This is a genomic window from Actinopolyspora lacussalsi subsp. righensis, assembly GCF_900116555.1.
Classification (GTDB): Bacteria; Actinomycetota; Actinomycetes; order Mycobacteriales; family Pseudonocardiaceae; genus Actinopolyspora; species Actinopolyspora lacussalsi.
Window position 1 is genome coordinate 319,404 of the sequence record NZ_FPAT01000005.1, and the last position, 11,798, is coordinate 331,201.

An 11,798-nucleotide genomic window follows, 5' to 3' on the forward strand; every position below is an offset into this window, starting at 1 on the left:
GATACCGGTTCACTCGGAATCCCGCCGCTCCAGCTCGATGGCCCTGCGCATCGAACGACGGCCGCGGTTCCGGTCACCCGCCAGATCATAGGCCTGCGCCAGGGCGTACCACGCCCGCCAGTCGTTCGGGGTCCGCTCCAGTTCCGCGCGCTTGGCCTCGAACCACTCGTCGGCGGCATCGCGCCGCACCCGGCCCGAGGGACGAAGCGGCAGCTGCGACACGTCCGGCAGTGTTCCCTCGTCACTCATCCGCTCCGCGAGGTGCTGCGTACGCATCCCGAACCGGATCTGATCGAGCACCAGAACCGCACCGAGCACCGGAAGGACGAACACGGCCACGCCGAGCACCGCGAACACCGGAACACCGCTGAACAACATCGTCACCGCCCGCTGCCCCAGCAGAACCAGGTACACCGCGAGCACGAGCGCGAGCAGCAACGCGGCTCCGCGCGCGCCCGGCGACCACGAACGGCGTTTCGTGCTCTCGGACATCACAGCCCCAACAGGGGATCCAGCCCCACGGTGACTCCCTTGCGCCGCTCGATCTCGCGCACCGCGAGCAACAGGCCGGGCATGAACGAACGCCGGTCGTAGGAGTCGTGCCGGACCGTCAGTGTCTCCCCCTCGGTACCGAACAGCACTTCCTGATGCGCGACCAGACCGGTCATGCGCACCGCGTGCACGTGGACGTCGTCGATCTCCGCGCCACGGGCGCCCTCCGGGTCCCTGGTGGTCGCATCGGGCATGGGCCCCAGCTCCGCCGCCGCCCTGGCCTGGGAGATCATCCGTGCGGTACGGGCCGCGGTTCCGGACGGAGCATCGGCCTTACGGGGGTGGTGCGATTCGACGATCTCGGCCGAATCGAAGTATCTCGCCGCGATCTCGGAGAACTTCATGGCCAGTACCGCGCCGATGGCGAAGTTCGGGACCACGAGCACGCCGATCTCCGACTGTTCACCGAGCCAACTCCGAATTCTGCTCAGCTCTTCGGTGCCGACACCGCTCGTGCCGACCACCGCGTGGATACCGTGTTCCACGCAGAACGCCAGGTTGTCCATGACCGAATCCGGATGGGTCAGATCCACCGCCACCTGGACCCCGGCCTCGGACAACCCACGCAGCGAATCCTCCCGATTGATCTCGGCGACCAGTTCGGTGTCGGCTGCCTCCCCGACGGCTCGAACGGCCTCGGAACCCATTTTCCCGCGCGCACCGAGTACTCCGACCCTGATCGGCTCCACCGGCTCGACTCCTTTCGAAAGCTGCACGATCCCCTGCCCGGCGATCTCCTGCCCGGCACGATATTGCTCGCCCCGACCCCGCCCCCGCACCGGCCCCACACCACGAGAGGTGTCGCACGCGGCACGTGAACGCCACTCGCGCCGCCGCGGCCCCCGCGATTAGCGATGACCGAACGGGACGTTCGGGGGTCACCGACGAGTGCGGCCCGCCCGGAGAGTTCCGGGCGGGCCGGGTCACGTCTATCGGTCCACCGTCGAGTCGGAACCTCCGGCCGAGGTTCGGCCGGTCGGCGTACCCTGCCGGGAACGCCGGTTCCGAGGGATGGTCACTCCGACTCGGGCGACTGCTGCACCGAGGCCTCGTCGACGTTGACCGACTCGGACTCCTCGTCGACGGGAACCAGGCTGATCTTGCCCCTGCTGTCGATGTCGGCGATCTCCACCCGGAGCTTGTCGCCGACGTTGACCACGTCCTCGACCTTGCCGATGCGCTTGCCGTTGCCGAGCTTCGAGATGTGGACGAGACCGTCCTTGCCCGGCATCAGGGAGACGAAGGCACCGAACGCGGCGGTCTTCACCACCGTTCCGAGGAAGCGCTCACCGATCTTGGGCAGCTGCGGGTTGGCGATCGAGTTGATCCGATCGATGGCCGCCTCCGCGGAGGGGCCGTCCGAAGCGCCGACGTAGATCGTGCCGTCGTCCTCGATGGTGATCTCGGCACCGGTCTCCTCGGTGATCGTATTGATCATCTTGCCCTTCGGGCCGATGACCTCACCGATCTTGTCCACCGGAACATTGATCGAGGTCACCCGAGGTGCGTGCGGGCTCATCTCGTCCGGCGAACCGATCGCCTCGGCCATGACGCCGAGAATGGCCAACCGGGCGTCCCTGGCCTGCCCCAGCGCCTGCCCGAGAACCTCGGAGGGAATGCCGTCGAGCTTGGTGTCCAGCTGCAGGGCCGTGATGAAGTCCTTGGTGCCCGCGACCTTGAAGTCCATGTCGCCGTAGGCGTCCTCGGCACCGAGGATGTCGGTCAGCGCCACGTAGTGGGTCTGCCCGTCCACCTCGTCGGAGACCAGCCCCATGGCGATACCCGCGACCGGGGCCTTGAGCGGAACACCCGCGTTCAGCAGCGACAGCGTCGAGGCACAGACCGATCCCATGGAGGTGGAACCGTTGGAGCCCAGCGCCTCGGAAACCTGACGCAGCGCGTAGGGGAACTCGTCCCTGCCCGGCAGCACCGGGATCAGTGCGCGTTCGGCGAGCGCACCGTGCCCGATCTCACGTCGCTTCGGCGTACCCACTCGGCCGGTCTCGCCAGTGGAGTAGGGCGGGAAGTTGTAGTGGTGCATGTAACGCTTGCTGGTGTCCGGACCGAGACTGTCGATGGTCTGCTCCAGCCGGAGCATGTTCAGCGTCGACACCCCGAGGATCTGTGTCTCGCCACGTTCGAACAGCGCGGAACCGTGTGCCCGCGGAACCACGCCCACCTCGGCCGAGAGACCGCGGATGTCGGTCAGGCCACGGCCGTCGATGCGGACCTTGTCCCGGATGATGCGCTGGCGGACCAGTTTCTTGGTCAGCGCCTTCAGCGCGGCACCGAGCTCTTTCTCCCTGCCCGCGAAGGCCTCGCCCTCCTCGACACCGACCCGCTGCAGCGTGATTTCCTTCAACTCGTCGAGCCGCTGCTCCCGCTCCTGCTTGCCGCCGATGGCCAGCGCCTCGGCCAGCTCACCGGAAACGGCCTGCTCCACGGCGGTGTAGGCGTCCTCGGCGTAGTCCCGGTAAACGGGGTACTCCTCGGTGGCACCGCCGGCGGCCTCGGCCAGCCGCTGCTGCGCCTCGCAGAGTCCCCGGATGAAGGGTTTCGCCGCCTCCAGACCACCCGCGACCACTTCCTCGGTGGGAGCTTGGGCGCCTTCGGCGAGCAGCTCGTCGGTCCCCTCGGTGGCCTCGGCCTCGACCATCATGATCGCCACGTCGTCACCGACGATGCGCCCGGCCACGACCATGTTGAACACGGACCGCTTGAGCTGTTCGTGCGTCGGGAAGGCGACCCACTGGCCGTCGATCAACGACATCCTGGTGCCGCCGACCGGGCCGGAGAAGGGCAGTCCGGACAGCTGAGTGGAGGCCGAGGCGCCGTTGATCGCCAGCACGTCGTAGGCGTCCTCGGGGTTCAGGCTCATCACCGTGACCACGACCTGCACCTCGTTGCGCAGGCCCTCGACGAAGGTCGGGCGAAGTGGGCGGTCGATCAGCCTGCAGGTCAGCACGGCGTCGGTGGAGGGCCTTCCCTCCCTGCGGAAGAAGGATCCCGGGATTCGTCCCGCCGCGTACATCCGCTCCTCGACGTCGACCGTCAACGGGAAGAAGTCGAGGTTGTCCTTGGGTTGTTTGGAGGCGGTGGTGGCGGACAACAGCATGGTGCCGTCGTCCAGGTAGGCGGTGACGCTGCCCGCCGCCAGCTTGGCCAACCTGCCGGTCTCGAAGCGGACGGTGCGTTGGCCGAATTCGCCGTTGTCCAGGACGGCGGTGCTTTCGTACACCCCGTCGTCGTATGACTGCGAGTCTGTCAACTCATGCTCCTAGAAATTGCGGGCTCCTCCGAACGCAGAGACCACAACGACCGCACGCAGCGTGGTCCGACGGGGCCGGTCATCGATCGAAGCCCAGGGGATGTTCGCTCCGACACCCCCTGTGGCCACTACCGAGGACCGGCGAAGGCACCTGCTTGGCAGCGGTGTGGACTCTGTGTTGGCAACCCTGTGTCGCTTGCCGGTTGTGATCCGGACGTCGCTCGTGGAGTTCCACTCCATACACCAAGGGGAGTGGCAACGCGGCCACTCCCCCGGGCGAACTGTCAGCGGCGCAGTCCCAGTCGCTGAATCAGCGAGCGGTAGCGCGTGATGTCGACCCGCGTCAGATAGTTGAGCATCCGACGGCGACGGCCGACCATCAGCAGCAAGCCACGACGCGAGTGGTGGTCGTGCTTGTGTTCCTTCAGGTGTTCGGTCAGCCCCGAGATCCGGTGGGTCAGCAGGGCGACCTGCGCCTCGGCCGATCCCGTGTCGGATTCGTGCAGGCCGTACTCCGACAGAATCTGCCGCTTATCGGTAGTGGACAGCGCCACGAGTGAGTCTCCTTGTTTTTCGTGTCCCGTGCCGCCGATACCGTGCTGGGCACGGTATCGGATTACGTATCGTCACCGTTCGGTTGAAGCCAAACACTCGAGGCTGGCAATCACCCGTCTGGCTGATCTCCGGCCGCCACGGACCGCAGCCGGAGGCTGCCACCGAGCATAACAGGGAGACCGGTGAAAAGCGGTATACCCGCTGCGAGGCGTGTCACCGAGGGTTCAGCGGAACCCGGTACACCGTCCGATAGGTCAGCGTCCCCGAGTGCCGCTCACTGGCAACCACGTCGAGCGATCCCGCCGACCAGGCCGGTCCCACATAGCTGTTCAACCGATCGGTGAGCCGATCGGGCTCCACCCTACCGCCCGACCAACGAGCGACCGTAACGTGTGGGCGGAAACGCCGAACGTCCGCTCCTGCCAGCAGGGCCACCCTGCGCAGCACCGGTGAGACCCCGCCGCTGCCAACGTCGTTCTCCGGCGCGACCCCCACCCACAGCGCGCCGCGAAACGTACCGGCCCCCGCCAGGCACAGCGGTGGCAGGGCGAAGTCCGGTTCGGTCTCGTGGAGCTCGGCCACTCCGGCCCGCAATCGGGCGGCGACGGTCTCGGGATCGGCGTCGTCACCGTGAAAGCACAGGGTCACGTGCCACCGGCGGGGCGGGATCGGACGGAAACCACGCGCCCGCTCCGCTCCGCCCGGCCACTCGCCACGTCTGTCGCCACCCAACGCGGCGGCAAGGTCGGCGACCGCGGCTTCGGAGGGCCAGAGCGCGGTGAACAAACGCATCAGGAATCCTCCCGAAATCCGCCGACAGGGGTGTCGAGGTCCGTGCCGGGACGAGTCCGTACGTTCGCCGTCACGGCGAGCCCACGTCGAAATTCGGACCGCCCGGGGCAGCGTCCCACTCGCGGCCACCACTCACGCCGATCTGCTGTCCTCGGCCCTGGTCTCACCGGAGGCGGCTCTTCGTAACAGCCCGGCCAGGGCGGGATGATAACTGTCCAGCAGGTCGGCGGCCCATTCCAACTCGTGCGGCTGGGCGATCTGCCGCAGCGCGGGTCGCACCACTTCCTCACTGTTGCCCACCTGCCGAACGGGCATGCTGTCCCTTCCGAGCGCGGGCCGGGAATCCCTGACGTCCTCGAGTGCCTGTCGCACCGCTTCGGACTCCCCGGCTGCCACGCCCGGGGTGAACACCTTGCGTTCCAGCATGACGAGCCTGGCCAGCACGGAGGGGTTACCGATCTTGGCACGCCTGCCGCTCATCACCTGACTGAGCATCGGTGCGCTGATCCCCAGTACTTCCGCCAGCTGAGCCTGTGAAGTGCGGTAGGCGACCACCAGTCGCCGTACCCGATCGCCCAGCGGTTCGCCGTACCACTGACGTTGCAACGCCAGATTCCGCTGGACGACCTCGCGTTCCTGCACGTTGGCTCCCCCCGGCTGCCGTTCGGATCGATGAACCCTCTCGAGTTCCGAATATTGCCAGGCCGGCGAAACGCACGGGTCCGGAATCCGAAAAATGTTTCATAACGCCTGGGCAATCAACCGCACGGCGGAACGGGTCACCGCGGCATGAGGAGAGCACGTGTCTCGGCCACGTCCTGCGCCATCCGAGCGACCAGTTCGTCGGCCGAATCGAAGCGGACCATTCCGCGCAATCGGTCCACGAAATCCAGCTCGGCGTACTCGCCGTAGAAATCGCGATCGACATCCAGTACGAACGCCTCCACGGTGCGCTCGGTGCCGGAGAAGGTGGGATTGCTGCCGACCGAGACCGCGGCCGCCAGGGTTTGTTCCGGTTCCGTCGCGCCACGCTGTCGATGTGTGAACCAACAGGCGTAGACCCCGTCGGCAGGTATCGCCGCGAACTCGGGGGTGGACAGATTGGCCGTCGGGTACCCGAGTTCCCTGCCTCCTCGGCCGGTACCGCGAACGACGATTCCCTCCAGCCGGTGATAGCGCCCCAGCGCGGCGGCAGCGGCGGCCACGTCACCCGCGTCCACGCAGGAACGTACGAAGGTCGAGGAGAACGTGACCGGCGGTTCGTGCTGTTCCGCGCCGTCGGTGTGACCGCCCAGCAGTTCGGCGGACTCCGCCTCGAAACCGAACCGCTGCCCGAGCGTGTGCAGCAGGTTTATGTCCCCCGCGGCCTTGTGGCCGAACGTGAAGTTCTTACCCACCACGACCACGGCGGCGTGCAGCCGCTCCACGATGATCTCGTGGACGAATTCGTCGGCGGGCATTCGCGACATCTCCGCGGTGAACGGCAGCACGCAGAAAACGTCGACCCCCTGCTGCTCCGCCAGTTCGGCCCTGCGCTGCAGCGTGGTCAGCTGCGCGGGATGACTGCCCGGACGGACCACCTCCGCCGGATGCGGGTCGAAGGTGACCAGTACGCACGGCAGACCGCGCTGTCGCGCCCGCCGCACGGCCTGCCCGATCAGTTGCTGATGCCCCCGGTGCATCCCGTCGAAAACTCCGATGGTGACCACACACCGGCCCCACCCACTGGGAAGCTGCTCCAAGCCACGCCAACGCTGCACGGCTTTCCACCCTATCTAGCCATGCGTGCCGCGTGGGCGGGACCTGGGCGTGTCGCCGCGAAGAGCCCCGTGGTGGCCCCGGTCGGAGACATCACCGCAGCGGCATCCAACGAAGCGAGAGCAGAGCACCGGGAACGACGAGTCCAGCCCCGGCACGGCCCGGAATCGGGACGGCGACGCGTCACCGGTGGTCAACCGGCCGGACGCAGCACCAACAGCGGCTTGGCCGTCGCTCCCTGATTCCGCAGCAGCGCGAGGGCGTGACCATCGGGGTCGAACGCCGCGTAGGTGCCGTCGAGGTCCGCCCCGGTGATCGATTTGCCGTGCGAGAGCGCCCGTGCGGTTGCCGTGTCGACCTGGTGCCGTGGGAAAGCGGCGGCGACAGCCTGATCGAGGTCCATGGACAGCTCGGGGTGCTGTTCCAGGTACTCGAGACCGCGGACCGTCGCCAGCCCGAACGGACCGACCCGCGTACGACGAAGCCTGGCCAGATGCCCCCCGACTCCCAGCCGTTCCCCCAGGTCACGTGCCAACGCGCGAACGTAGGTACCGGAGGAGCACTCCACCATCACGTCGAGATCGAGCGCCTCCCCGGCGGAGTGCGTGGCGAGCAGGTCGAACCGCGACACGGTGACCGGTCTGGCGCTCAGCTCGACCTCCTCACCGCTGCGGGCGAGTTCGTAGGCACGGCGCCCGTTGATCTTCACCGCACTGACCTTGCTGGGGACCTGTTCGATGTCACCGGTCAACTCGGCCATCACTGCCGCGACGGCGGACTCGGTGATCCCGGAAGCATCGGCGGCGGAGAGCTGTTCCCCGTCCGCGTCGTCGGTATCGGTCGCCGAACCGAGTCGGACAGTGGCCAGGTAGGCCTTGGTGTCGAGCGCGAGGTGACCGAGCAGCTTGGTGGCGCGCTCCAAACCGAGCACCAGCACACCGGTGGCCATCGGGTCGAGCGTTCCGGCGTGCCCGACCTTGCGGGTCCCCATGATGCGGCGAACGCGGGAGACGACGTCATGCGAGGTCATTCCCGCCGGTTTGTCCACGACCAACAAACCGGCGGGAGCTGTCTGCTGCGAGGAGGTACGGGTCTGACGCGACACGACGCCCCATCCTGCCTGATATCGACGCCCGGACCGAAACGGGTCGTCCCTCCCGACGGACACATGCCCCCGGGAGCACCCCTGGAACGCGGCTCGCTAACGTGGTGCGCGCGGAAGAGCAGGAGGGGGGCGACGTTGACGATCAAGCCGATCCGACGGTTCGGCGACCCGGTGCTGCGCACGGTGGCGGAGCCGGTCACTGTCTTCGACGACCGAATAACTTCGCTGGTGACTGACTTGCTGGACACCGTGACCGAGCCGGGGCGCGCCGGTGTGGCCGCACCGCAGATCGGGGTGAGCCTGCGGGCGTTCAGCTACAACGTCAGCGGCGAGAAGGGCTACGTCCTCAACCCGGAGCTCGTGGAGACCTCGGGGGAACAGGACGGCGAGGAGGGCTGCCTGTCCGTCCCCGGCCTGAGTTACCCGACGCATCGGGCCTCCCACGCGGTGGTTCGTGGGGTGAACCTGCGCAACGAACCGGTCACCGTCGCGGGGGACGACCTGATGGCGCGCTGTCTGCAGCACGAGACGGACCATCTGGACGGGATCGTCTACCTGCAGCGGCTGGAACCCGAGAAGCGCCGCTCGGCGATGAAGGACGTGCGCGGCACGGATTGGTTCTGGAACGGCAACTGAGCCGTTCCCGGAACGGCCGTCGACACGCCTACTGCCGCTGGGACGCCGACTCGCCGGGAACCCGCGTCGCTCCCACGACGGCCCACCGACCCGAGCGCGCCCGCGCCAGCAGCGTCAGCAGCCTGCCGAACATGAACAGGCTCAGTCCGGTCCAGATGCCCGCCAGTCCCCAGTCGAAGACCAGCGCGAGCCAGATCAGTGGGAGATAACCGATCGCGGCACTGAACATCGTCGCCGTTCGGAGGTAGGCCGCGTCGCCCGCGCCGAGCAGCACCCCGTCCAACGCGAAGACGACCCCCGCGACCGGCTGCAGGGCCACGAAGAACCACCAGGCGTAGGGCATCTCGGCCAATACCGAGGAATCACTGGTGAAGGCGGACGGCAGCACCGGGAACAACACGGCGAACAACACACCGAGCAGTACACCGAAGCCTAATCCGTACCAGCTCACCTGCCTGCCGATGCTCTTGGCCGCACGAGCCGCCTCTCGTCCCAGCGCCGCTCCCACCAATGACTGCGCGGCGATCGCCAACGAGTCGAGCACCAGCGCCAGAAAGCTCCAGAGCTGCCAGACGACCTGGTGGGCCGCCGCGGTGTCCGCACCGGTCCGTGCCGCCACCGAAGTGGCGGACAGGAAGCACGCCTGGAAGGCCAGAGTGCGCAGAATCAGGTCCCGCCCCAGTGAGAGCTGGGCGCGCATCATCGCGGTGTCCGGGCGGAGAGCGGTAACCCGTTCCGTCAGCAGCGCACGGACGAACAGGCCCGCCGCGAGGGTCTGGCCGATTACGTTGGCCACCGCGGACCCCTCCAGTCCCCAGCCAACCGGGTAGACCAGTACGGGGCAGAGCACGAGCGAGACACCGTTGCCCGCCAACACGTAACGCAACGGCCGAACCGTGTCCTGCACCCCACGCATCCACCCGTGCCCGGCGAGGCTGAGCAGCACCATCGGAGCTCCGAGCAACGCGATGCGCAGCCAACCGGTAGCGGCCTCCGCGATGGCCCCACCACCGGTCATCAACCGCACGACCGGACCGGCGAACAGCTGCGCCAGCAGCAGGATGCCCAAACCGACGCCGAAGCCGACCCAGCTCGCCTGCACACCCTCCGCGACGGCATCGGCACGTCGTCCCGCCCCGTGCAGTCGCGCGGCACGAGCCGTGGTCCCGTAGGAGAGAAAGGTCAGCTGGCTGGAGACGACCGTGAACAGTGTTCCGCCCAACGCCAGCCCTGCCAGTGGAACCGCGCCCAGATGACCGACCACGGCCGTGTCGACGAGCACGTACAGCGGTTCGGCGGCCAGCACGCCCAGCGCCGGGACAGCCAGTGCGAGCAGCCGTCGCACCGGAACCCGTTCATCCGCCTCGGACACCACACCTCCAGTAAGCTGTTCGCACGGAGACCGCCCCTTACACAGAGGCTACGGTAAGGATCAGTCATGGACAATGCCGATTACACGGCGGGTGCGCTTCGTCTCTCCAACGCGGATCTGACGAGCCCGGAGACACTGCGCGAAGCGCTGCGTCACGAACCCTGGTGGGCGCAACGGGTCACCGAGTCCGACCTGCGTGTGCTGCGAGAGGTCGCGGTGGGGGTCCGACGAGCACTGGCGGCGGCCAGTGCCGGTGACGCGCCGACACTGCTCGCGGAGACGAACGAACTACTGGCGGCCCATCCACCACGTCCGAGACTGTCCGACCACGGCGGGGAATGGCACATCCACGTCGCGGACGTCGACACCGGTCCGGCGGAGGAGATGGCCGCGGTCGCCGCGTGGGGACTCGCGCAGGGAGTGGTGCGGCACGGCAGCGAACGATGGGGCCGGTGCGCGGCCCCGGACTGCGAGAACTACTTCCTGGACACTACGGCCAACCGGACCAAGCAGTTCTGTTCGGCCCGCTGTGCGAATCGGGTGAACGTGGCGGCTTTCCGAGCTCGTAACCGCGAGTGACGGGGTTGCCCGAGCAGTGACGGGGTTGCCCGAGCCGAGAAGCGGCCGGAGTCACATTCGAGGGCACCCGTCGCGGGGCTCCCGCACCGGTGAGTCGACGCCCGCGACGAAGCACGAGCGCCAGCGGGAATCTTCCCCGGACCGCGAGAAGCGCCCCGCACGAGATCTCCGGTTCAGTCCTGTCGGCCACCGGAGTCCTGCTCGTCCTCCCGCGTCGCGGCAGCCGCGCCCGCGTCGTCGACGGTCTCCGCTTCGGACGAGCGGTAAGGATCCACGTCACCTGCCGGGCTGGCGGCAGAGGCCAGTCGTGCCACCTCGGCATCGGCCTCCTTGGCCTGCGCGAGGACTTCGTCCAACCTACGCGCGTCACCGGGGATCGAATCGGCGACGAAAGTCAGCGTCGGTGTGAACCGGACCCCGGTCTGCTGCCCGACCCGGGAACGCAGCACGCCGGTGGCGCTGTGCAACGCCGCCGCGGTGGCACTCTCGTCGGTGTCGTCTCCGAAAACCGTGTAGTAAACAGTCGCGTCCCGCAGATCGGCGGTGAGTCGCGCGTCGGTGATGGTCACCATGGCCAGCCTCGGGTCCTTGACCTCGTGCTCCAGCCCGGAAGCCACGATCTGCGCGATACGTTTGGCCAGTCTGCGGGCGCGCGCCGAATCAGCCACGGCGCACCTCCTCTGTCGGTCGATCCCCCACGGGACGACCCCATAGTCACGTTCGTCCGACGACTCGCGAGGACACTCACCGTGTCCCCCGAGGGGAACCCGTCACCCCTGACGGGTAGCAGAGCACATGTCGGCTCGCGGGAACAAACTCAATCCTGCGGGCCGAGCATGCGCTGCCGAGTCGAAAGCAGTTCCAGCTCGGGATGTCCCGCGACCGCGCGCTCGCACGCTTCCAGAACCTCGCGAACCTGCCCCGCCTCTCCGGAGACGGCTGAGACCCCTATGACCGCGCGGCGGTAGAGATCGTTGCCACCCACCTCGGCGACCGCGACGTCGAAGCGCCGCCGCAGTTCCGAGACCAGCGGTCGGACCACCGCACGTTTCTGCTTCAACGACTGAACATCACCGAGCAGCACATCCAGTTCGAGCGCACCTACGTACATCGGCTTTCCACACCGGCACGAGCCCCACGGCACGGTGGGGACCGAAAGCTCGGTCCCCACCCGCCGACGA

The 11,798-nt window shown here is 67.8% G+C and carries 13 protein-coding genes; 2 read left to right on the forward strand and 11 right to left on the reverse strand.

Features of this window, described 5'->3' with window-relative positions; all coding sequences use genetic code 11:
- Window positions 1-9: 9 nt before the first annotated feature.
- From BM394_RS11825 to truB, 8 genes are all read right to left on the reverse strand, one after another.
- Complete coding sequence (locus BM394_RS11825) at window positions 10-492, reverse strand: tetratricopeptide repeat protein (protein WP_092977663.1); 483 nt, start codon at window positions 490-492, stop codon at window positions 10-12.
- Complete coding sequence (gene dapB, locus BM394_RS11830; protein ID WP_092977870.1) at window positions 492-1,199, reverse strand: 4-hydroxy-tetrahydrodipicolinate reductase; 708 nt, start codon at window positions 1,197-1,199, stop codon at window positions 492-494. Before dapB ends, BM394_RS11825 begins: the two co-directional genes overlap by 1 nt.
- A 368-nt stretch (window positions 1,200-1,567) precedes the next feature.
- Window positions 1,568-3,820 carry a polyribonucleotide nucleotidyltransferase gene (locus BM394_RS11835; protein WP_092977665.1) on the reverse strand — a complete coding sequence of 751 codons (2,253 nt, stop codon included), beginning with the start codon at window positions 3,818-3,820 and terminating at the stop codon, window positions 1,568-1,570.
- 284 nt (window positions 3,821-4,104) lie between these two features.
- Window positions 4,105-4,374 (reverse strand): 30S ribosomal protein S15, encoded by a 270-nt coding sequence (rpsO, locus tag BM394_RS11840; protein ID WP_092627302.1) that lies wholly within the window; start codon window positions 4,372-4,374, stop codon window positions 4,105-4,107.
- 214 nt (window positions 4,375-4,588) lie between these two features.
- Window positions 4,589-5,167: a 2'-5' RNA ligase family protein gene (locus tag BM394_RS11845; RefSeq protein ID WP_092977667.1), complete on the reverse strand. Its 579-nt coding sequence runs from the start codon at window positions 5,165-5,167 to the stop codon at window positions 4,589-4,591.
- A 132-nt stretch (window positions 5,168-5,299) separates the two neighbouring features.
- A complete protein-coding gene (locus tag BM394_RS11850) occupies window positions 5,300-5,809 on the reverse strand; it encodes a helix-turn-helix domain-containing protein (protein ID WP_092977669.1) in 510 nt (169 codons plus the stop codon).
- A gap of 137 nt (window positions 5,810-5,946) precedes the next feature.
- Window positions 5,947-6,927, reverse strand: a complete 981-nt coding sequence (locus tag BM394_RS11855) for a bifunctional riboflavin kinase/FAD synthetase (protein WP_092977671.1) — start codon at window positions 6,925-6,927, stop codon at window positions 5,947-5,949.
- A 191-nt stretch (window positions 6,928-7,118) separates the two neighbouring features.
- Window positions 7,119-8,030 (reverse strand): tRNA pseudouridine(55) synthase TruB, encoded by a 912-nt coding sequence (truB, locus tag BM394_RS11860; protein WP_092977673.1) that lies wholly within the window; start codon window positions 8,028-8,030, stop codon window positions 7,119-7,121.
- Between the two features lie 135 nt (window positions 8,031-8,165).
- On the opposite strand from truB, the gene def reads away from it, so the two are divergent.
- Complete coding sequence (def, locus tag BM394_RS11865; RefSeq protein WP_092977675.1) at window positions 8,166-8,666, forward strand: peptide deformylase; 501 nt, start codon at window positions 8,166-8,168, stop codon at window positions 8,664-8,666.
- A gap of 28 nt (window positions 8,667-8,694) precedes the next feature.
- On the opposite strand, the gene BM394_RS11870 is transcribed toward def, so the two are convergent.
- Window positions 8,695-10,038 (reverse strand): MATE family efflux transporter, encoded by a 1,344-nt coding sequence (locus BM394_RS11870; RefSeq protein WP_092977872.1) that lies wholly within the window; start codon window positions 10,036-10,038, stop codon window positions 8,695-8,697.
- Window positions 10,039-10,104: 66 nt separating this feature from the next.
- On the opposite strand from BM394_RS11870, the gene BM394_RS11875 reads away from it, so the two are divergent.
- Window positions 10,105-10,617, forward strand: coding sequence for a CGNR zinc finger domain-containing protein (locus tag BM394_RS11875; protein ID WP_092977677.1), 513 nt, complete (start codon window positions 10,105-10,107; stop codon window positions 10,615-10,617).
- Between the two features lie 173 nt (window positions 10,618-10,790).
- Here the strand turns inward: BM394_RS11875 and rbfA are convergent, their stop codons facing one another.
- Window positions 10,791-11,285, reverse strand: a complete 495-nt coding sequence (rbfA, locus tag BM394_RS11880) for a 30S ribosome-binding factor RbfA (RefSeq protein WP_092977679.1) — start codon at window positions 11,283-11,285, stop codon at window positions 10,791-10,793.
- Between the two features lie 149 nt (window positions 11,286-11,434).
- The gene (locus BM394_RS11885) at window positions 11,435-11,728 is read right to left on the reverse strand and encodes a DUF503 domain-containing protein (protein ID WP_092627547.1); all 294 of its coding nucleotides are present in this window, start codon (window positions 11,726-11,728) and stop codon (window positions 11,435-11,437) included.
- Window positions 11,729-11,798: the final 70 nt, after the last annotated feature.